Genomic DNA, 19,824 nt, shown 5'->3' on the forward strand with positions numbered 1-19,824 from the left:
CGTGGCCATGAGCAAGCCCGTTGACAGCGCCGTCAGCACCGTCCGTGCGTACATCGAGGACCACCGCGAGGCCTTCCTCGACGACCTCGCCGCCTGGCTGCGGATCCCGTCCGTGTCCGCCCAGCCCGACCACGCACCGGACGTCCGGCGCAGCGCCGACTGGCTCGCCGACCGGCTCGCGCGGACGGGCTTCCCGACCGCCGAGGTCTGGGAGACGGCCGGTGCCCCGGCCGTCTTCGCCGAGTGGCCCTCGGGCGACCCGCAGGCCCCCACGATCCTCGTCTACGGCCACCACGACGTGCAGCCCGCCGCCCGCGAGGACGGCTGGGACACCGAGCCCTTCGAGCCGGTCGTCATCGGCAACAGGCTCCACGCGCGCGGAGCGGCCGACGACAAGGGGCAGGTGTTCTTCCACACACTGGGATTGCGCGCCCACCTGCACGCCACCGGCCGCACCGCCCCCGCGGTCAACCTGAAGCTGCTCATCGAGGGCGAGGAGGAGTCGGGCTCCCCGAACTTCCGCGCGCTCGTGGAGGCACAGCGCGAGCGCCTGGCCGCCGACGCCGTGATCGTCTCCGACACCGGCATGTGGTCCGAGGACACCCCGACGGTGTGCACTGGCATGCGCGGCCTCGCCGACTGCGAGATCGAGCTGTACGGACCCGACCAGGACATCCACTCCGGCTCCTTCGGCGGCGCCGTGCCGAACCCGGCGGCGGCCGCCGCCCGCCTCGTCGCCGCCCTGCACGACGAGCACGCGCGCGTGGCGGTCCCCGGCTTCTACGACGGGATCGTCGAGCTCACCGACCGCGAGCGGGAGCTCTTCGCCGAGCTGCCCTTCGACGAGGAGCGGTGGCTGCGCACGGCCAAGTCCCGCGCCACGCACGGCGAGGCCGGACACACCACCCTGGAGCGCATCTGGGCCCGCCCGACCGCGGAGGTCAACGGGATCGGAGGCGGCTACCAGGGCCCCGGCGGCAAGACGATCGTGCCGTCCTCAGCCATGCTGAAGCTCTCGTTCCGGCTGGTCGCCGGGCAGGACCCGGACCTGGTGGAGAAGGCCGTCGCCGCCTGGGTCGCCGAGCAGGTGCCCGCCGGGATCCGCCACGAGATCACCTTCGGCGCGGCCACCCGGCCGTGCCTCACCCCGCTCGACCACCCGGCCCTGCAGTCCGTCGTGCGGGCCATGGGCCAGGCCTTCGAGCAGAAGATCCGCTTCACGCGCGAGGGCGGCTCGGGCCCCGCCGCCGACCTGCAGGACGTCCTCGACGCCCCGGTGCTCTTCCTGGGCATCTCCGTCCCCTCCGACGGCTGGCACGCGCCCAACGAGAAGGTCGAACTCGACCTCCTGATGAAGGGCGTCGAAACAACCGCCTACCTGTGGGGCGATCTCGCGGAGAACTGGGCAGACGCATCCTGAACCGCATCCCGAACGAGGCACCCCGCACCCGCTCCGCTGTACGTCCTGCTGAACCGCCCGCGCACCACCCATTCCACCGGGGGAGTTGGAAGCACCCGTGACCACCTGGACCGACCGCACCGCCGATCTCGCCGCAGGCCGGCCGCTCTCGCTCGCCGCGCCGAGCGGCATCGACCGCGCGGCGCACCACCGCCTCGACGAGGCATGGCTCGCCGCCGCGTGGAGCCACCCCAGCACCCGGGTCTTCGTGGTCTCCGGCGGCCAGGCGCTCATCGACGAGACACCGGACGGCGCGACCGAACTGGTCATGACGCCGTCCTTCGAAGCCCCCCTCACCGAGGCCCACCGCTACTTCCTGGGCACCGACGAGGACGGCGTGAGCTACTTCGCGCTGCAGAAGGACACCCTTCCGGGCCGCATGGACCAGTCCGCGCGCCCGGCGGGACTGCGCGAGGCGGGCATGCTCCTCTCGCCCCGGGACGCCGGCCTCATGGTGCACGCCGTCGCCCTGGAGAACTGGCAGCGACTGCACCGCTTCTGCTCCCGCTGCGGCGAACGCACCGTCATCGCCGCCGCGGGCCACATCCGCCGCTGCCCGGCCTGCGGGGCCGAGCACTACCCGCGCACCGACCCGGCCGTGATCATGGCCGTCACGGACGAGCAGGACCGCGTGCTGCTCGGCCGCCAGGTGCACTGGCCCGAGGGCCGCTTCTCGACGCTCGCGGGCTTCGTCGAGCCCGGCGAGTCCATCGAGCAGGCGGTGCGCCGCGAGGTCTTCGAGGAGGCCGGAGTTCTCGTCGGCGAGGTCGAGTACGTCGCCAGCCAGCCCTGGCCGTTCCCGTCCAGCCTGATGCTCGGCTTCATGGCGCACGCCACGTCGACGGAGATCGACGTGGACGGTGACGAGATCCACGAGGCGCGCTGGTTCTCCCGCGACGACCTGCGGGCCGCGTTCGAGACCGGGGAGGTCATGCCTCCCTACGGAATCTCGATCGCGGCCCGCCTCATCGAGCTCTGGTACGGCAAGCCCCTGCCGAAGCCCAGCGACGCACTCTGAGTGATCCGAGTCTCAGGCGTGATCTGCGCCTCGGACTCGGGACATCTCGGCCTCAGACACCGACCTTCTGCTTGACCTGCGCCAGCGAAGGATTGGTCAGCGTCGAACCGTCCGCGAAGAGAACGGTGGGCACCGTCTGGTTCCCACCGTTCGCCTTCTCGACGAAGGCCGCGGACTCCGGGTCGTGCTCGATGTTGATCTCGGTGTACCCGATGCCCTCGCGGTCCAGCTGCTTCTTCAGTCGCTGGCAGTAGCCGCACCAGGTGGTGCTGTACATCGTCACAGTGCCCGGCTGCATGTGTCCTGTGCTCCTTCGTGGCGGGGAGTGCGTGTTCGCTATCGGTCGAACGTACGCGAGGCGCCGACCATTCCCGTCCACCGGTAGCACGCCCCGGCGCATTAGTACGACAAGTGATGCCGGCCTGTGGACAACGCGACGCACCCGCCCCCGCCGACCTGGCAGCATGGCGGGGTGACAGCAGCAACGCACTCCACCCTGTTCCCGCAGGTCCCGGAATCGGCCGACGCGGTGCTCGAGGGCCTCGACCCCGAGCAGCGCGCCGTGGCGACGGCCCTGCACGGTCCGGTGTGCGTGCTCGCGGGCGCCGGCACGGGCAAGACGCGCGCGATCACCCATCGCATCGCCTACGGCGTCCGCGCCGGGATCCTCCAGCCCAACACGGTGCTCGCCGTCACGTTCACCAACCGCGCCGCGGGCGCGATGCGCGGCCGGCTCCGCCAGCTCGGCGCCGGGGGAGTGCAGGCCCGCACCTTCCACTCCGCCGCGCTGCGCCAGCTCCAGTTCTTCTGGCCCAAGGCCGTCGGCGGCGACCTGCCCCGCATCGTCGACCGCAAGATCCAGCTCGTCGCGGACGCCGCCACGGCCGGCCGGATCCGCCTGGACCGCGGTGAGCTGCGCGACGTCGCCGCCGAGATCGAGTGGGCCAAGGTCACCCAGACCGTCCCCGGGGACTATGCGGCGGCCGCGCACAAGGCGGGCCGCGAGAGCCCCCGCCACCCGGCCGAGATCGCCCAGATCTACGGCGACTACGAGACCCTGAAGCGGGACCGCGCCGTCATCGACTTCGAGGACGTGCTGCTGCTCACCGTCGGCATCCTCCAGGACCGCCACGACATCGCCGACCAGGTCCGCGCCCAGTACCAGCACTTCGTCGTCGACGAGTACCAGGACGTCAGCCCCCTGCAGCAGCGCCTGCTCGACCTGTGGCTCGGCGACCGGGACAACGTGTGCGTGGTCGGCGACGCCAGCCAGACGATCTACTCCTTCACCGGCGCCACCCCCGACCACCTGCTCAACTTCCGCACCCGCCACCCCGGCGCCACCGTCGTCAAGCTGGTGCGCGACTACCGGTCCTCGCCCCAGGTCGTCCACCTGGCCAACGGCGTCCTCGAGCGGGCGTCCGGCCGCGCCGCCGAGCACCGCCTTCAGCTGATCTCGCAGCGCGACGCCGGACCCGAGCCGGTCTACACCGAATACGTCGACGAGCCCTCCGAGGCCGAGGGCGCGGCCCACCGCATCCGCGAGCTCATCGCCTCCGGAGTCTCCGCCGGCGAGATCGCGATCCTGTTCAGGACCAACGGCCAGTCCGAGATCTACGAGCAGGCCCTCGCCGACGCCGGTGTGCCCTACCAGCTGCGCGGCGCCGAGCGGTTCTTCGAGCGCGCCGAGGTGCGCAAGGCGAACCACGCCCTGCGCGCGGCGGCCCGCTTCGGGGGGAACGACTCGGGGCTCGACCTGGCCGTCGACCTGCCCTCCCAGGTCAGAGCGGTCCTGTCCGGCGAGGGCTGGACCAGCGAGCCGCCCGCCGGCTCCGGGGCCGTCCGCGACCGCTGGGAGTCCCTCGCCGCTCTGGCCCGCCTCGCCGAGGACTTCGCACAGGCCCACGACGGAGCCGGCCTCGCCGACTTCGTGGCCGAGCTCGACGAGCGGGCCGGCGCGCAGCACGCTCCCACCGTGGAAGGCGTCACCCTGGCCTCGCTGCACGCGGCGAAGGGCCTCGAATGGGACGCCGTGTTCCTGGTCGGGGTCGCCGAGGGCATGATGCCGATCACCTACGCCAAGACCGACGAGCAGATCGAGGAGGAGCGGCGCCTGCTCTACGTCGGCGTGACCCGGGCCCGCCACCACCTGAGCCTGTCGTGGGCCCTCTCCCGCTCTCCCGGCGGCCGGCCCACCCGCAGGGCCAGCCGCTTCCTCGACGGCCTGCGTCCTGGCTCCAGCGGCTCCGGGCGCCGCGGCGCGGGCGGCGGCCCGGGAGGCGTCGAGCTCGGGACGGGACGGCGGACGGGCGCCCGTGAGCCGCTCGCCGGAGCGCGTCGCCGAGCCGACCGGAAGGTGGCCCGCTGCCGGATGTGCGGCCGCACCCTGGACGCGGCCGAGATGAAGCTGATGCGTTGCGAGGACTGCCCGTCGGACATGGACGAGGGGCTCCACGACCGTCTCGTGCAGTGGCGGGCCCGCACCGCGGAGGGCCTCGGACAGCCCGCGTTCTGCGTCTTCACCGACAAGACCCTCATCGCGATCGCCGAGGCCGCGCCCGAGGACGAGGGCGAGCTGGCCCGGATCCCCGGGGTCGGACTGCGGAAGTTCCGGGCCTACGGATCCGACGTCCTCGACATCTGCGCAGGTCGGATCGTGGAGGACGAGCTTGGAGGAGTCGACGAGGACGACTGATTCAAACTCGTCGAAAAAATAGTTTGCGCATGCCCCAGCAATCCCCATAGGTTCTAAAGCACGAAAGCAGCGGCCTTCTCGAAGGCCCTGGTTCCGTGCTGTACTTGAAAGCCGTCGGACCGGTTCGCACCGGTCCCCGAGACGCCGAGAGGAGGCGATTCCAGTGATCAGCATCACCAGCAGCTCCATCAGCACCGTCAAAATGACCGATCGCTCGGTCGTCGCTTCCTGCCTGCTCGGTTTCTCGAACCTGGGCACCGGTCTGTCTGGCGCCAGCGCCATGCGTCCGGAGTCCGGCCCCTCTCTCGCGGGTCTTCCCATTCGCGAGGGCAATGAGCGACCGACCAAGGCACCGGAAGCGGTAGCGACGGCACAGGCTCAGGCCTATGCCTTTGCGGCGGCCGGTGCCGGATTCCGGAAGCAGACGACGCACCACCACACGATGTGGGCCTTCCGTGGGCTCGAACCCTGGAGTGATCCAGTCTGATCGTCGATCAGACCGGCGCCTTCAGGGCCGCGGAACCCCACCCGGGATCCGCGGCCCTTCTGTTTTCCCGGAAGATCCAGAGACCTTCCGGGGACCCAGCACGAAGGGGCCTCGGGACAAGAAAAGAACCCGGTACCACCGCCACCCGGCCCACCGGCCGGAACGACCAGACGAGGAAGAAAACACCGTGCAACTCGAAGCGCACGCCCCGTCCGTACCGCCTTCAGACACTCTTTCCCCGCCCGGCCTCACGGAGGACCTCACCTTGAACCCCCTCACCGCGCTCACCGCGCTCGACGACGCCATCGAGAACCTCGGCGTACCCGTCCCCTGCCGTGCCTACGACCCGGAGGTCTTCTTCGCCGAGTCCCCGGCGGACGTCGAGTACGCCAAGTCGCTCTGCCGCACCTGCCCGCTGGTCGAGGCCTGCCTCGCCGGCGCCAAGGAGCGTCGTGAGCCGTGGGGCGTCTGGGGTGGCGAGCTGTTCGTCCAGGGTGTCGTCGTGGCCCGCAAGCGGCCGCGTGGACGTCCGCGCAAGAACCCGGTCGCGGCATGAACGCCCGAGGAACGATCGACCGCCCCCTGACGCACGACCCCAAGAAGCAGGCCCCGATGAAGCCGTCCACGAGCGAGCCCGCCGGCTCCGCGATCCCAGACTTCACCACGCCCGGTGCGACCGACTCGCGCCAGAACAGGACCCGACAGATGCAACTCATCCCAGAAGCCATGGCGCGTGCGCATATGCACGAGCGCCTGAGCGAGGCGGAGGCGGAGCGCCAGGCCATGCGCCTGGTGGTCGCCCGCCGCATGCAGCGGCGCGCCGAGCGCGCGTCGCTGCGTGCCCGCCGCGCGCTCGCGATGGCCGTCATGCACTAAGGAACGCCGTCAGGCGGTGACCGCGACGGCTGCGCAGTGACAGCTCACGCGGCACCACAGTGCCGACGAAAGCCGCCGCAGTGAGCGGCTGTACCCGCGGGGCCGGTCCGACAGGGCCGGCCCCGCGGTGCGTGGTGCGCACCGATCATCAGCCCGCGGAGTTATCGTCGCCGGGTGACGTCTCTTCCCGGCGGGGACTCCACGCAGCGACCCGAGGAGCGCACCGTGGTGTGCGCCCGATGCGGCACGACGGCGGACGAGATGCCGCTGACCTGGACCAGTTCCGTCGAGGGCGGAGTGCGGCGGACGTACTGCGACACCTGCTCCCGCGAGAACATCCGGGCCATCGAAGGGCGCCTCGACTCCGAGTGGTGGTGACGCGGACCCGACGACGCCGCAGATCTGTGGTGGCTCAGGCCTCGGCGGCCGGCTCCGGGTCCACCATGTCGTCGGCCTCGAACCCAGCCTCGAACTCGGCCTCGTCCTCGAACTCCACGAACCCCGGAACCCACGCCTCCAGCTCGTCCCGCAGCCGCACCGTCGCCCCGAGCTGACACAGCACCCCGATCGTGCTGAGCGTCACCCGGTGTATCAGCAGGTACGAGGGCGGCAGGTTGAGCTGCTTGCCCAGCTGATGCGCGGGGGAGCGGATGTCGGCGATCCGCGCCGCCTGGTTCCGCATCCAGGTGCGGGTGAAGGTGAACGCGTCGACCCGGGCCGGCTCGATGATCGGCACCAGGTAGTCCAGGACCGCGTCCGGCTCCAGCTCGATCGAGTCCTTGACGAAGCCCTCCTCGCGGAGCATCTCGTAGACCCCCACCGCGTCCCCGGACAGCGTCATCCGCAACGAGTGCCCGATCGGCTCGGGCAGGCCGCCCGGCAGCCGGTCCACCGTGCCGAAGTCCAGGACGCCCAGCCGCCAGCCCTGCTCCTCGTCGGGCAGCAGCCGGAAGTTCCCCGGGTGCGGATCCGCGTGCAGCAGCCCCGTACGGGCCGGGCCGGAGAAGAGGAAGCGGGCCAGCAACTGACCCGCGCGGTCCCGCTGTTCCTGATCCCCGTCGCTGATCACGTCCGCGAGCGGGACCCCGTCGATCCACTCCGTCACCAGGACCTGCTCGCTCTGGTGCACCACGTGCGGCACGACGACGTCCGGGTCGCCGTCGAACTCCTCGGCGTGCGCCTGCTGGGCCTGCGCCTCCAGCGCGTAGTCCAGCTCCTCCGACACCCGGTCACGCAGCTCCGCGATCAGCGGCTTGATGTCCATCCCGGGGATGAGCGGACCCAACAGGCGTGCGAAACGGCCAAGTTGGTTGAGGTCCGACAGTAGCGCCTCGCCGGCGCCCGGGTACTGCACCTTCACCGCGACCGCGCGGCCGTCGTGCCAGACGGCTCGGTGCACCTGCCCTATCGACGCGGCGGCCGACGGCTTGTCCTCGAACTCCTGGAACAGCTCACGCCATTGCTCGCCGAGCCGCTCCTCGAGCACCTTGTGCACCGTGCGCGTCGGCATCGGGGGCGCCGCTTCCTGGAGCTTCGTCAGGGCCGCACGGTAGGGGCCGGCGACCTCCTCCGGCAGCGCGGACTCGAAGACGGACAGGGCCTGCCCGAACTTCATCGCCCCGCCCTTCAGCTCTCCCAGCACCTTGAACAGCTGCTCCGCCGTGCGCTGCTGGAGCTCTCGGCCCACGATCTCGGCGGACTTGCCGCCGATCCGCTTGCCGATGCCCCAGGTCGCACGCCCCGCGATGCCGATCGGCAGCGCGGCCAGCTTGGCGGTCCGGGTAACCGCCTTCCGGGGAAGATCAGACATACACCCCTCCAAGTGCCGGACAGCCGTGCCGCGCATGCCCAGGCGTCGTAGCGCCGTCAGCCGATGCTTACCCCGCCATTGTGTCCTGCGTCCCTCCGTCGACCGAGACCTCCTGCCCGTTACGTCTCTCACCCGCCCCGCACGGGCACTCCGGATGCGGCCACACCGGCCGCGCGTGCCAGTCGAGCCCCGGGGCGGACGCCTCCCAGCGGGCCCCGGTGCTCGACGGCAACTCCCCGTCGAGGAAGGCCAGTGCGTGCGCTGCTGCCAGACCCGCGACCGCCGTGGCGAGCCCCACGTCACAGGCCTGCACCTGACGGGAGGCCCGCCCCGAGCGCCACTGGACGAGCAGTCGGGGCCAGGTCGGATCGCGGTCCGTGCGATCCAGCAGCAGACAGTGCGCGCAGCCCGTCCCGCCCGGCAGCACCAACGGCCCCACCGTCCCCGTGGCCTCGGACACGCCCGCGTACAGGTGCGGGATTCCGGCCGCGACCAGATCCTCGACCGAGGCCGGGTCGGGGGAGTGCACGGCCAGACCGTCCCGCGGCGCGACGATCACCAGTGACAGGGGCGGCCCGCCCGGATCCGGGTCGGCCGGTCGGGGAGACGTCCTGCGCCGGTCGGGGCGCGGCGGCCGGTCCGGCGCCATCGCACGGGCCGCGCGGCGCGCGGCCACGTCGCGGCGCTCGCCCACCGCCTCGACCGGCTGGCCGCCGGGCGCCACGTCCCAGGGCTCGACACAGCCGCCGTCCCGTACGTCGACCTGGCCCACGCCGGCGGCGGCCAGCACCGATGCCACCACGGCACCGACCCGCCCCGCCCCTCTGACCTGCACCCGCAGGGAACGCCGGGCGGCCAGGCGCCGTACCCCCTCGGCGGGATCGGAAGTCGTCACCGTGAGTGCCGCGTGATCGGGACGGAGCCGGTCCATGACGCGGGTCTGCTTGCGCAGGGCGTCGGCGGGCGGGCCGCCGCCCGTCCCGTCGTCCAGCAGTCCGGCCTCGGACAGCCGCTCCAGGATCGCGTCCACATGCCCGTCGGGCAGGTCCATCCGGCGGGCCTCCTCGCGCAGCAGCGGGACGCCGCGGGTCCCGTCGAGCAGCGTCAGGAAACTCCCCGTGGCCGTGTCGACCGGTCCGAGCACCACCGCGTGTGCCGGCGTCATGCCGAACTGCACCGTGTTCAGGTCGCGCCAGCCGCGCCGCAGCGCCGGTTTCAGGATCGGATGCATCGCTGTGTCCCCCCGTGTGCCGTTCACATAGAAAACGCTCGTGTCGCATCGAAATCGCACGTGACGTGCCGTTCCCGGCGATCGACCGCCAGCTTGCCCGTCCGGCCGGCAGCGTGCTTCGCGTTGTCCACAGGCACGGGGTGATAGTCGTACTAATCGCGCGGAGCGGGTTCCTGAAGCACACCGAACGGGTCCGGAGGCGGGACTTCCACCCTTCACAGCGGGTAACGTCGGGGCGTGCCCGCCGACCCCTCGCACCGAGCCATGAAGACGCAGCGCAGCACGACCGGACCGCCGTCGGGCGGCCACGTGGCGAGCGCGGTCGAGGTCCGCAGAAGCTCCCGGCGCCGCCGCACCGTGTCCGCGTACCGGGAGGGCGACCGCACCGTGGTCCTCATCCCGGCCCGGATGTCCGAGGCCGAGGAGAAGCGCTGGGTCGGCCTGATGCTCGACAAGCTCGCCGCCCAGGAGAGCAAGCGCGTCCTCGGCGACGCCGAGCTGTCCGAGCGCGCCGGGCACCTCTCCACGCAGTACCTCGAAGGCCGGGCCCGCCCCCGATCCGTGCGCTGGGTCACGAACCAGAACACCCGCTGGGGCTCCTGCACCCCGGCCGAGGGCAGCATCCGTCTCTCGCACCGCCTCCAGGGCATGCCCGAGTACGTCGTCGACTACGTGCTTCTCCACGAGCTGGCGCACCTGCTGGTCCCCGGGCACGGGCCGCGCTTCTGGAGCCTTCTGGAGGCCTATCCGCGCACGGAGCGGGCGCGCGGCTACCTCGAAGGAGTGGTCGCGGCGGACCGGCTGCCGCAGCTGCCCGGTGCCCGCGAGGAGTGACCGCGTTTCTGGGACGGTTCTGTACCAGGGCTGTACCGACCTCATCCGCTGTCGGTGTTTGCAGTTAGCCTGGCGCGACGCAATCACCATCGGGATGGGGGACGGTCGTTACGCATGGCCAGGGAATTCCAACGCGGCCACAAGGCCAAGATCAGTGACCTCACCGCGGGCACGGACCTGTACGTCGGCGTGCAGATCACCGGCCCCGGACTGAGCTTCGACATCAGCTGCTTCGGCCTCGACGCCGAGGAGCGGCTCTCCGACGACCGGTACTTCGTCTTCTTCAACCAGCCGAAGACGCCCGAGGAATCCGTCCAGCTGCTGGGCGAGCAGGCGGGTGACACGGAGTCTTTCCGCGTCACACTTGAAAAGATCCCCGCACACATCCAGAAGCTGTCGTTCACCGCGACCATCGACGGCGCCGGCCAGATGTCGCAGGTCGCCCCCGGGTACCTCCGCATCGTCGCCGGCGGCGAAGAGGTCGCGCGGTACGCCTTCCACGGCGGCGAGTTCTCGACCGAGCGCGCCGTGATGCTGGGCGACTTCTACCTCAAGGACGTGTGGCGCTTCGCCGCCGTCGGCCAGGGCTTCGACGGGGGCCTTGACGCGCTCCTGAAGAACTTCGGCGGCGAGGTCGCCGAGGAGGAGCCCGCCGCGGCGCCGCAGCCGGCCGTGAACCCCGGTTTCGCGCCGCCCGCCCAGGCCTCCGCGCCGCCCGCCTTCGGAGCCCCGGCGGCCCAGGCCCCCGCGCCTGCCGCTCCGGCCCCGGCGCCGGTCCCCGCGCAGGACTTCGCTCCGCCCGCCCCGGCTCCGGCCGCCCCGCCCGTGCACGCGGCGCCGACCATCGTCGCGCCGCTGGGCACCCCGCCCGGCCAGGCTCCGACTGCGCCTCCGGGCTACGGCCAGCCGCCGCACGCCCCGACGCCGCCGCCCGGGTACGGGCAGCAGCCGCAGGCGCCGACGCCGCCGCCCGGCTACGGCCAGCAGCCGCAGGCGCCGACCCCTCCGCCCGGCTACGGGCAGCAGCCCCACACGCCGTCCGCCCCGCCCGGATACGGTCAGCCGCCCGCCGCGCCCTCCCCGTACGGCGCGCCCCAGGGCGCCCCGCAGGGCATTCCCCAGCAGGCCGCCGCGCCCGGCGTGGCCGCCGCGCTGGAGAAGTACCGCGAGGCCCCCACGGGGCAGCGCTGGACGCCGCAGAACAAGAAGCTGATCCGCGTCGACCTCGGCGCCGCAGGCGGCCAGCCGGTGCTCGCCCGCCAGGGCAGCATGGTGCTCTACCAGGGCAAGGTCGAGTTCAGCTACAAGGGCGCCGGATTCGCCGGACGCCTCGTGGGCAACGCCACGGGCCAGGAGATGCAGCTCATGCGCTGCAGCGGCCGCGGCCAGGTCTTCCTCGCGGAAGCGGCCTCCCACGTGCACCCGATCGAGCTCCAGGGCGACGCGATCTGCGTCTCCGCGGAGAACGTGCTGGCCTTCGACGAGAGCCTCCAGTACGAGGTGCGCCGCATCGAGGGACACGGCATCCCCGGTGGCGCCCTGTTCGTCATGCAGTTCCAGGGCACCGGCACGGTCGTCGTCAAGACGCACGGCACGCCCGTCGTGCTGCCCGTGACGCCGACGACCTTCGCCGACTGCAACGCGGTCGTGGCCTGGTCCGCCGCCGCCCAGGCGATCGTCTCCAGCCAGGTCAGGATGCGGCGCAACGCGTACCCGGGCCACAGCGGCGAGAGCGTGAACCTGCAGTTCCGGGGAGCCCCCGGCAACTTCATCGTCGTCCAGCCGTACGAGGTCTGAGGGAGTCCGTCATGAACCAGCCACTCGCGGGCTTCGCCCCGACCCCGGTAGCCGCCCGCATGGAGAACCACGGCACCCACATGCTGAAGGTCGCCATGCAGACCGGCAACGACCTCTTCGCGCGCGTGGGCTCGATGGTCGCCTACGAAGGGTTCGTCCAGTACGAGCCCAACCCGCCCGCCGTCCGCCAGGTCGCCCGTGAATGGATGACCGGCGAGGGCGCGCCGCTCATGAAGTGCCACGGAGACGGCCTGCTCTACCTGGCCGACTACGGCGCGGACGTCGTCGTCATCAACCTCGGCGGCGAGTCGATCTCCGTCAACGGCACCAACCTGCTCGCCTTCGACGCCCACCTCCAGTGGGGCGTCGAGCGGGTGAAGGGCCTGGCCAAGTTCGCCGGCCAGGGCCTGTGGAACATCAAGATCAGCGGGCAGGGCTTCGTCGCCCTGACCTCGCGCGGCACCCCCATCGTGGTCGACTGCGGCCGCGGCGAGGACGAGACGTACGTGGACCCGGACGCGCTCATCGCCTGGTCGCCCAACCTGAAGGTGAAGGGCAAGCGCAGCTTCAAGGCCGGCTCCCTCATCGGGCGCGGCAGCGGCGAGGCCTACCAGATGGGCTTCTCCGGCGAGGGCATCGTCGTCGTACAGCCCAGCGAGGACAGCACCGACCGCCTCCGAGTCCGGGGCTGAGGGGGAACGACACCATGCAGAGTCCGCTTTTCGCGTACAACGAGCAGCAGACCCAGGAGCGCTACGCGGTGCAGAACCCGCAGATGCTGCGGGTCACCCTGGAGGGCCACGACGACATCCTCGCCCGTAAGGGCGCGATGGTCGCCTATCAGGGGCTCATGGAGTTCGACGGCGAGATCCAGACGTCCGGACAGCGCCGCGCCCGCGCCCGGACGGGCGAGGGCCTCGACCTCATGCGCTGCCACGGGCAGGGCACCGTCTACCTCGCGAACCTCGCGCAGTACATCCACATCGTGGATGTGGAGCAGGACGGCCTGACCGTCGACAGCAGCTACGTGCTGGCCATGGACTCCTCGCTGCACCACGAGGTGATCGCCGTGGACAGCCAGTTCGGCATCTCCGGCTCGGGCAAGTACCAGCTCAACATCACCGGGCGCGGCAAGGTCGCCCTGATGACGTCCGGGCAGCCGCTGATGCTCCAGGTCACGCCTGACCGGTACGTCAACGCCGACGCGGACGCCATCGTCGCGTGGTCGAACGGGCTGCGCGTCCAGATGCAGGCCCAGACGCACTCCTCGGGCGTCTGGCGCCGCCGCGGCAACACGGGCGAGGGCTGGGAGCTCAGCTTCATGGGCACCGGCTACGCGCTGGTCCAGCCCAGTGAGCTGCTGCCGCCGCAGAACGCGGTCGTCGGCCAGGGCGTCGCCGCGCAGTACGGCATGGGCCAGCAGGGTGCCCGCGGCCAGAACCAGGGCAACGTCTGGAGCTGACGCGCCACCTGTAGCGATGTGTAAGGGGCCCCCGCCATGGCGGGGGCCCCTTACACATGTCCGTCAGCCGCTCAGAGCCGCGCCCGCGTCGCCTCCACCAGGCGCACCACCGACGTGTCGGCCACGCCGGCCACCTCGTCGTACGGGAACCAGCGAAGGTCCAGCGACTCGTCACTGATCGCCTCCGTGGCATCCGCGGGGGCGAGCGCCGCGTACTGGACGTCCAGGTGCTGGGTGCACGGGCCCGGGATGGGATGCCGGTCGAGACGGACCGGGCCGCCGGGCAGCAGCGTGAGGCCCGGGATGCCGGACTCCTCGGTCGCCTCGCGCAGCGCGGCCGCCTCCAGCGTCGCGTCGCCGGGCTCGCAGTGGCCGCCCATCTGGAGCCACATCTGCAGCTTCTTGTGGAGCGTGAGCAGCACCCGGCCGCGCGTGGGGTCGATCACCAGTGCGCTGGCCGTCAGGTGCCCCGCCGTGCACGGCTTCCACATCCCCGCGTCACCGTGCCCGGCGAGATGGTCCAGGTAGGCCTGGCGCAGCTCAGGCTGGTCCTCGTAGCGCTTCAGGACGAGGACTGCGTCGTCGTACAGGCTCACTTGTCGCTGTCGCCCTCACCCTGGTCGTCCTGCGCGGAGTCGGTGCCCTTGCCGGGCTCGTCGTCCTTCGACAGGTTCGGCTTGTCGGCGGAGCCGGACGCGGCGTCGCCGAGCATCTTGTCCAGCTCGGAGAAGTCCAGCTGCTCGTGGTGCACGAAGCCGTCCGGGTCGTCCAGGTCGGACGCTGTCGGCAGCATGTCCGGGTGCGCCCACAGGCCGTCACGGCCGTCGACCCCGCGCGCGTCCGTGAGCGAGGCCCACAGGCGCGAGGCGTCCCGCAGACGGCGCGGGCGCAGCTCCAGACCGATCAGCGTCGCGAACGTCTGCTCGGCGGGGCCGCCGGTGGCGCGGCGGCGGCGCAGCGTCTCGCGCAGCGCGTCGGCGGACGCGAGGCGGGGCTTCGCGGCGGCGTGGACCACCGCGTCGACCCAGCCCTCGACGAGCGCCAGAGCCGTCTCCAGACGGGCGAGGGCCGCCTTCTGCTGCGGCGTGTCCTCCGGCTGGAACATGCCCTGCTGAAGCGCTTCCTGGATCTGCTCCGGGTTCTGCGGATCGAACTGGCCGACCACGTCCTCCAGCTTCGTCGTGTCGACCTTGATGCCGCGCGCGTAGCCGTCCACCGCACCGAACAGGTGCGAGCGCAGCCACGGCACGTGCGCGAAGAGCCGCTGGTGGGCGGCCTCGCGCAGCGCCAGGTAGAGGCGCACCTCCTCCATGGGGACGCTCAGGTCCTTGCCGAAGGACTCGATGTTCAGCGGGAGCAGCGCGGCCTTGCCGGCCGGGATCAGCGGCAGGCCGACGTCGGTGGACCCGACGACCTCGCCCGCGAGCGTGCCCAGGGCCTGGCCGATCTGGGAACCGAACATGGCGCCGCCCATGGAGCGCATCATGCCGATCAGCGGGCCGGCCATGGCCTGCATCTCCTCGGGCAGCACGTCGCCCATGGCCATGCCGACGCGCTCGGCGACCGGGTCGACGAGCTCCTTCCACACCGGGAGGGTCGCCTCGACCCACTCGGCGCGGCTCCAGGCCACGGCCGAGCCGGCGCCCGAGGGCAGCGACGTCGCGTCGTCGAGCCACAGGTCGGCCAGGCGCACGGCCTCCTCGACCGCGGTGCGCTCGGCGGGGCCCACGCTCGCGTCCTTCACACCGTCCTGCGTGCCCTGCGAGACGGTCTGGCGGGCGATGTCCTTGGCCATGTCCCAGTTCACCGGCCCGCCCTCGTAGGAGAGCATCTGGCCGAGCTGCTGGAAGGCCGCCCCCAGGTCGTTCGGATTCATCGAGCCGAACATCGCCGCGAACGGGTTGTCCCCGCCCGCGCCGCCCGGCCCGCCAGGGAACCCGAATCCGAAGGGGTTGGCCGGTCCCTGACCGCCGCCGCCCTGCTGGTCCTTCTTCTTGCCCTCGTCGCCGTCTTCCGGCTCCTCCGGCGGAAGGCCGAAACCGAATGGGGTGTCACTCACGGGATTCCTCGGCTGTTAAGGCCGCCGGTTTCTTCGCCCGGCGGCGACTGCCCGACTACACACCCAGCGTAGACACCATGGCGGGATCGGGCCTCAGTGCTTCGCCGGCTCATGGCCTGCGGCAGGATGGATGCCTCCTGGTACGTACGCGTCATACACGAACGTACTGAAGACAACCGCTGGAGACGCCCGGTGAGTTCCCCAGATCCGCAGGTTCGCGCAGCGCGAAACCCCTCAACCAGTCCGGCCGCGCGCGGCCCCGTCGTCGCGGTCACCGGTGCCGCGTCCGGCGTCGGCGCCCTGCTCACGGAGCGGCTCGCCGCGTCGGACGAGATCAAGCAGGTGCTCGCCATCGACGAGCGGCGGGGCGAGTGCGCCGCCGCGACCTGGCACATCCTGGACGTCCGCGACCCGGCGATCGCCGAGAAGCTGCGCGGCGCCGACGTCGTCGTCCACCTGGCGCTCGACCTCGACCTGGAGTCCGACCCCGCGGCCCGCACGGCCTACAACGTGCGCGGCACCCAGACCGTCCTGACCGCCGCGGCCGCCGCCGGCGTCCACCGCGTCGTCCTGTGCACGTCCGCCATGGTCTACGGGGCGCTGGAGGACAACGAGCTGCCGCTGTCCGAGGACGCCGAGTTGCGCGCCACGGCCGAGGCGACCGGCGTCGGCGACCTCCTGGAGATCGAGCGGCTCGCCAAGCGCGCCCCCCGCGCGCACCCCGGCCTCAACGTCACCGTGGTGCGTCCCGCGGTGCTCGTCGGCGGCATGGACACGGCCCTCACCCGCTACTTCGAGTCGCCGCGCCTCCTCGTGGTGGCGGGCTCCCGTCCCGCATGGCAGTTCTGCCACGTGGAGGACCTGTGCAGCGCCCTGGAGTACGCGGTCCTGGAGAAGGTCGAGGGGGAGCTCACGGTCGGCTGCGAGGGCTGGCTCGAGCAGGAGGAGGTCGAGGAGCTCAGCGGCATCCGGCGCATGGAGCTGCCCTCGGCGGTGGCGCTCGGCGCCGCGGCCAGGCTGCACCGGATCGGCCTGACGCCCTCGCCCGCCGGGGACCTCGCCTACACGATGTACCCCTGGGTCGTGAGCGGCAGCCGGCTGCACGACGCCGGATGGCGGCCCGGATGGACCAACGAGGAGGTCCTCGCGGAGCTCCTGGAGGAGGTCGCGGGACGGCACACCGTGGCGGGCCGGCGACTCGGCCGCAAGGACGCGACGGCGGCGGGTGCGGCCGGCGCGACGGTGGCGCTGCTGGGCGCGGCCGCGGCCGTGCGCCGGGTCCGCAAGGCGCGGCGCCGCATCTGAGGCGGGCCGCGGCCGGCAGGGGTGCCCTGCCCGGCCCGTGGACCTGTCCCCGCGGAAACGCTCCTGCCGACGATCGGGACGGCTCCTCCTGTAGGAGCCTCCAAGCCACCACGCGCGCGTGCCGGGCGATAGCGCTATTCACCGTTGTCACCGGCGTGCGGCACGATGGGAGGCATGGCACCCACGACGCACGACCACCCTGGTGAGCAGGCGGCCCACGACCCCATCAAGCTGCTCGCCGTCCGTGAGACCCCGCTCTCCGTCGACGAGGTCTTCCGGGCCGTCGGCGACGACGCGGCGGGCGGCACGGCGCTCTTCGTGGGCACCGTGCGCAACCACGACGGCGGCGCCGACGTGGACAAGCTCGGGTACTCCTGTCACCCGACCGCCGAGGCCGAGATGCGGCGCATCGCGGACAAGGTCGTCGCCGAGTACCCCGTTCGGGCGCTCGCGGCCGTGCACCGCATCGGGGACCTGAGCGTCGGGGACCTCGCCGTCGTCGTCGCCGTGTCCTGCCCGCACCGCGGCGAGGCCTTCGAGGCCTGCCGCAAGCTGATCGACGACCTCAAGCACGAGGTGCCGATCTGGAAGCACCAGACCTTCTCGGACGGTACGGAAGAGTGGGTGGGAGCCTGCTGAGGTTCCGGTTGCGTAACCGCACCCCTGAGGCGAGCGTTGACAGTGCGGATGGTTAATCTGCTGATCAGTCAGTTGCGGACGCTCATGGGGTCGGGAGGTCGGCATGGCGGCACTCATGTGGCTGCTCATTCCGGTTGTCGCTGCGGTCGGCGCCGGGTTGTGGGGCTCGTGGGCCGGGCGCAACCGCAAGAAGGCGGGCGACGTGAGCGAGATCGGCGGCTACACACGCTTCCGAGAGGCCATGGACCGGTCGCACTCGCACTCCGGCACGTGACGCACCCGCACTCCGGCACCTGACGCACTCGCACTCCCGTACGTGACGTGGTCGCGTTCCGGTACGTGATCCGGCCGGGCCCCGTACGGCCCGGCCCCACGGGTGCGCCGGGGGACCCGTCCCGTACTGTCGTTCCATGCCACGCCGCACCGCGACGATGCTCGCCTCGACCCTGATGCTGATCGCGCTCCTCTGCGCAGGGGTGCTCATCAAGGTCCCCTACGCGGAGATGTCCCCGGGCCCGACGGTGAACACCCTCGCGGACCACGACGGCGAACCCGTGATCCAGATCTCCGGGCACAAGACGTACGAGACGTCCGGACACCTGAACATGACGACGGTCCGCGTCACCAGCGCCGACTACAACATGAACCTGGTGTCGGCGGTCTACGGATGGGTCGCCCACGACAGCATCGTGGTGCCGCACGACACGCTCTACCCGGACGGCCAGACCGAGGAGCAGTCCTCGCAGGAGAACGCCGAGGAGTTCAGCCAGTCCCAGGAGAGCGCCAAGGTCGCCGCCCTGGACGAGCTGCACATCCCGGTGAAGTCCTGGGTGATCGTCTCCACCGTCGTCAAGGACAGCCCCTCCGAGGGCCGGCTGCACGCCGGTGACGTCATCAAGGCCGTCGACGGCACCAAGGTCACCCAGCCCTCCGACGTCGCCAAGCTCGTCACCAAGCACGAGCCGGGCGAGGACGTCGACTTCACGATCGTGCCCGTCAAGGAGGCCGCCGCCGCCGAGAAGGAGGGCAAGGTGGCGACCCGTACGGAGCACGTGACGATCAAGACGGACAAGGCCGACGACGGCCGCGCGATCGTCGGCATCCAGGCCGGGACCGACCACACCTTCCCGTTCCAGATCGACATCAAGCTCGCCGACGTCGGCGGGCCCAGCGCCGGACTCATGTTCGCCCTCGGCATCGTCGACAAGCTCACGCCCGCGGACCTCACGGGCGGCAAGTTCGTCGCCGGCACGGGAACGATCGACGACGCCGGCAAGGTCGGCCCGATCGGCGGCATCCAGATGAAGACCGTCGGCGCGCGCGCGAAGGGCGCCGAGTACTTCCTGACGCCGAAGGACAACTGCGCAGCGGCGGCCAAGGAGACCCCGGACGGCCTCACGCTCGTCAAGGTGGACACCATCGACGACGCCATGGGCGCCCTCAAGGACATCCGCAGCGGCAGGACCTCCGACCTGCCGACCTGCACCGCCAAGTAGACGCGCGGGAACGAGCGGGCAAGTAGACGCGCGAGAAGGGGCGCACCGGGATCTCCCGGTGCGCCCCTTCTCCGTAGGCGGTGCAGGTGGTGAGGAACCGACTCAGTCGGCGAAGGTCGCCGACAGGGCCTCGGCGAGGCCGGGGACCAGCTTGGAGCCCGTGAGGACCTCCGTGGACGAGTCCTTCTCGCGCAGCCGCAGCGCCGACTCGCGCGTGCCGTCACGCAGCACCGCGACGGTCATCCGGACCTCCTGGCGGTCCGGGTGCGCGGCGACCCACTGGGTGAGCTTCTTGTCGCTCAGGCCCTCCGGTACGGAGGCCTCGGCGGACGGCGGGAGCATCAGCCGCTCGACGGTCAGGGCGCAGCCGACGACGGCGTCGGGCCACGCGATGGTGCCGAGGAACTTGTCCAGCGGCTTGTCGGCAGGAACCTCGTCCTGCTCGATCGGGGTGAGGCCGGGGGCCGCCTGCTCGCCCTCGAGACCGAGCTGGGCGGCGAGAGCGGGTTCCTGGGCACGCAGCGCGGCCGTGTCGACAAGGGCGAAGAGGCGAGCGGGCTGGTCCCAGCCGAGGCCGGATGCGTACTCGTCGATCTCGAGCACGGCCCGGGTGAGGGGGCTCGCTGCCATGGGAGTGTTGGACATGGTCACAATCC

At 71.6% G+C, this 19,824-nt stretch carries 21 protein-coding genes; 15 read left to right on the forward strand and 6 right to left on the reverse strand.

The window, feature by feature from the left end:
• The first annotated feature begins 7 nt into the window (after positions 1-7).
• A complete protein-coding gene (locus tag ACIBTU_RS21870) occupies positions 8-1,420 on the forward strand; it encodes a dipeptidase (protein WP_399127975.1) in 1,413 nt (470 codons plus the stop codon).
• A 97-nt stretch (positions 1,421-1,517) separates the two neighbouring features.
• Positions 1,518-2,477, forward strand: coding sequence for an NAD(+) diphosphatase (nudC, locus tag ACIBTU_RS21875; protein ID WP_399127976.1), 960 nt, complete (start codon positions 1,518-1,520; stop codon positions 2,475-2,477).
• Between the two features lie 52 nt (positions 2,478-2,529).
• Here the strand turns inward: nudC and ACIBTU_RS21880 are convergent, their stop codons facing one another.
• The gene (locus ACIBTU_RS21880) at positions 2,530-2,775 is read right to left on the reverse strand and encodes a mycoredoxin (protein ID WP_399127977.1); all 246 of its coding nucleotides are present in this window, start codon (positions 2,773-2,775) and stop codon (positions 2,530-2,532) included.
• Positions 2,776-2,949: 174 nt separating this feature from the next.
• On the opposite strand from ACIBTU_RS21880, the gene ACIBTU_RS21885 reads away from it, so the two are divergent.
• The 5 genes from ACIBTU_RS21885 (at position 2,950) to ACIBTU_RS21905 (ending at position 6,913) form a co-directional block, all read left to right on the forward strand.
• Positions 2,950-5,172, forward strand: a complete 2,223-nt coding sequence (locus ACIBTU_RS21885; protein WP_399127978.1) for an ATP-dependent DNA helicase UvrD2 — start codon at positions 2,950-2,952, stop codon at positions 5,170-5,172.
• Positions 5,173-5,335: 163 nt separating this feature from the next.
• Positions 5,336-5,659 (forward strand): hypothetical protein, encoded by a 324-nt coding sequence (locus tag ACIBTU_RS21890; protein WP_399127979.1) that lies wholly within the window; start codon positions 5,336-5,338, stop codon positions 5,657-5,659.
• A gap of 187 nt (positions 5,660-5,846) precedes the next feature.
• Positions 5,847-6,215: a WhiB family transcriptional regulator gene (locus ACIBTU_RS21895; protein WP_188336983.1), complete on the forward strand. Its 369-nt coding sequence runs from the start codon at positions 5,847-5,849 to the stop codon at positions 6,213-6,215.
• Entirely contained in the window at positions 6,212-6,535 is a 324-nt protein-coding gene (locus ACIBTU_RS21900; RefSeq protein WP_399127980.1) for a hypothetical protein, read from the forward strand. Before ACIBTU_RS21895 ends, ACIBTU_RS21900 begins: the two co-directional genes overlap by 4 nt.
• A 174-nt stretch (positions 6,536-6,709) precedes the next feature.
• Entirely contained in the window at positions 6,710-6,913 is a 204-nt protein-coding gene (locus ACIBTU_RS21905; RefSeq protein ID WP_399127981.1) for a hypothetical protein, read from the forward strand.
• A gap of 34 nt (positions 6,914-6,947) precedes the next feature.
• Here ACIBTU_RS21905 and ACIBTU_RS21910 read toward each other — a convergent pair whose 3' ends face one another.
• Both ACIBTU_RS21910 and ACIBTU_RS21915 read right to left on the reverse strand, forming a co-directional pair.
• Positions 6,948-8,345: an ABC1 kinase family protein gene (locus ACIBTU_RS21910; RefSeq protein WP_399127982.1), complete on the reverse strand. Its 1,398-nt coding sequence runs from the start codon at positions 8,343-8,345 to the stop codon at positions 6,948-6,950.
• Positions 8,346-8,412: 67 nt separating this feature from the next.
• The gene (locus tag ACIBTU_RS21915; protein ID WP_399127983.1) at positions 8,413-9,576 is read right to left on the reverse strand and encodes a TOMM precursor leader peptide-binding protein; all 1,164 of its coding nucleotides are present in this window, start codon (positions 9,574-9,576) and stop codon (positions 8,413-8,415) included.
• Positions 9,577-9,813: 237 nt separating this feature from the next.
• Between ACIBTU_RS21915 and ACIBTU_RS21920 the strand changes: the two genes are divergently transcribed.
• The 4 genes from ACIBTU_RS21920 (at position 9,814) to ACIBTU_RS21935 (ending at position 13,669) form a co-directional block, all read left to right on the forward strand.
• A complete protein-coding gene (locus ACIBTU_RS21920; RefSeq protein WP_399127984.1) occupies positions 9,814-10,410 on the forward strand; it encodes a M48 family metallopeptidase in 597 nt (198 codons plus the stop codon).
• Between the two features lie 114 nt (positions 10,411-10,524).
• Positions 10,525-12,207 carry a TerD family protein gene (locus tag ACIBTU_RS21925; RefSeq protein ID WP_399127986.1) on the forward strand — a complete coding sequence of 561 codons (1,683 nt, stop codon included), beginning with the start codon at positions 10,525-10,527 and terminating at the stop codon, positions 12,205-12,207.
• An 11-nt stretch (positions 12,208-12,218) separates the two neighbouring features.
• On the forward strand, positions 12,219-12,899 hold the full coding sequence (locus ACIBTU_RS21930; protein WP_188336977.1) for an AIM24 family protein: 681 nt from the start codon (positions 12,219-12,221) through the stop codon (positions 12,897-12,899).
• A 14-nt stretch (positions 12,900-12,913) separates the two neighbouring features.
• Positions 12,914-13,669, forward strand: a complete 756-nt coding sequence (locus ACIBTU_RS21935; protein ID WP_399127987.1) for an AIM24 family protein — start codon at positions 12,914-12,916, stop codon at positions 13,667-13,669.
• Between the two features lie 71 nt (positions 13,670-13,740).
• Here the strand turns inward: ACIBTU_RS21935 and ACIBTU_RS21940 are convergent, their stop codons facing one another.
• Both ACIBTU_RS21940 and ACIBTU_RS21945 read right to left on the reverse strand, forming a co-directional pair.
• Positions 13,741-14,265, reverse strand: a complete 525-nt coding sequence (locus tag ACIBTU_RS21940) for an NUDIX hydrolase (RefSeq protein WP_399127988.1) — start codon at positions 14,263-14,265, stop codon at positions 13,741-13,743.
• Positions 14,262-15,728, reverse strand: coding sequence for a zinc-dependent metalloprotease (locus ACIBTU_RS21945; protein WP_399127989.1), 1,467 nt, complete (start codon positions 15,726-15,728; stop codon positions 14,262-14,264). The genes ACIBTU_RS21940 and ACIBTU_RS21945 overlap by 4 nt, the downstream gene beginning before the upstream one ends.
• Positions 15,729-15,920: 192 nt before the next feature.
• Between ACIBTU_RS21945 and ACIBTU_RS21950 the strand changes: the two genes are divergently transcribed.
• The 4 genes from ACIBTU_RS21950 to ACIBTU_RS21965 all read left to right on the forward strand — a co-directional run bounded on the left by ACIBTU_RS21950 (position 15,921) and on the right by ACIBTU_RS21965 (position 19,168).
• A complete protein-coding gene (locus tag ACIBTU_RS21950) occupies positions 15,921-17,033 on the forward strand; it encodes an SDR family oxidoreductase (protein WP_399127990.1) in 1,113 nt (370 codons plus the stop codon).
• 174 nt (positions 17,034-17,207) lie between these two features.
• Positions 17,208-17,672 (forward strand): molybdenum cofactor biosynthesis protein MoaE, encoded by a 465-nt coding sequence (locus ACIBTU_RS21955; protein ID WP_399127991.1) that lies wholly within the window; start codon positions 17,208-17,210, stop codon positions 17,670-17,672.
• 103 nt (positions 17,673-17,775) lie between these two features.
• A complete protein-coding gene (locus ACIBTU_RS21960; protein WP_188336971.1) occupies positions 17,776-17,946 on the forward strand; it encodes a hypothetical protein in 171 nt (56 codons plus the stop codon).
• A 136-nt stretch (positions 17,947-18,082) separates the two neighbouring features.
• Positions 18,083-19,168, forward strand: coding sequence for a PDZ domain-containing protein (locus ACIBTU_RS21965; RefSeq protein WP_399127992.1), 1,086 nt, complete (start codon positions 18,083-18,085; stop codon positions 19,166-19,168).
• Positions 19,169-19,270: 102 nt separating this feature from the next.
• On the opposite strand, the gene ACIBTU_RS21970 is transcribed toward ACIBTU_RS21965, so the two are convergent.
• Positions 19,271-19,813: a PPA1309 family protein gene (locus ACIBTU_RS21970; protein ID WP_399127993.1), complete on the reverse strand. Its 543-nt coding sequence runs from the start codon at positions 19,811-19,813 to the stop codon at positions 19,271-19,273.
• Positions 19,814-19,824: the final 11 nt, after the last annotated feature.

Source organism: Streptomyces sp. NPDC050145 (genome assembly GCF_044460245.1).
Classification (GTDB): domain Bacteria; phylum Actinomycetota; class Actinomycetes; order Streptomycetales; family Streptomycetaceae; genus Streptomyces.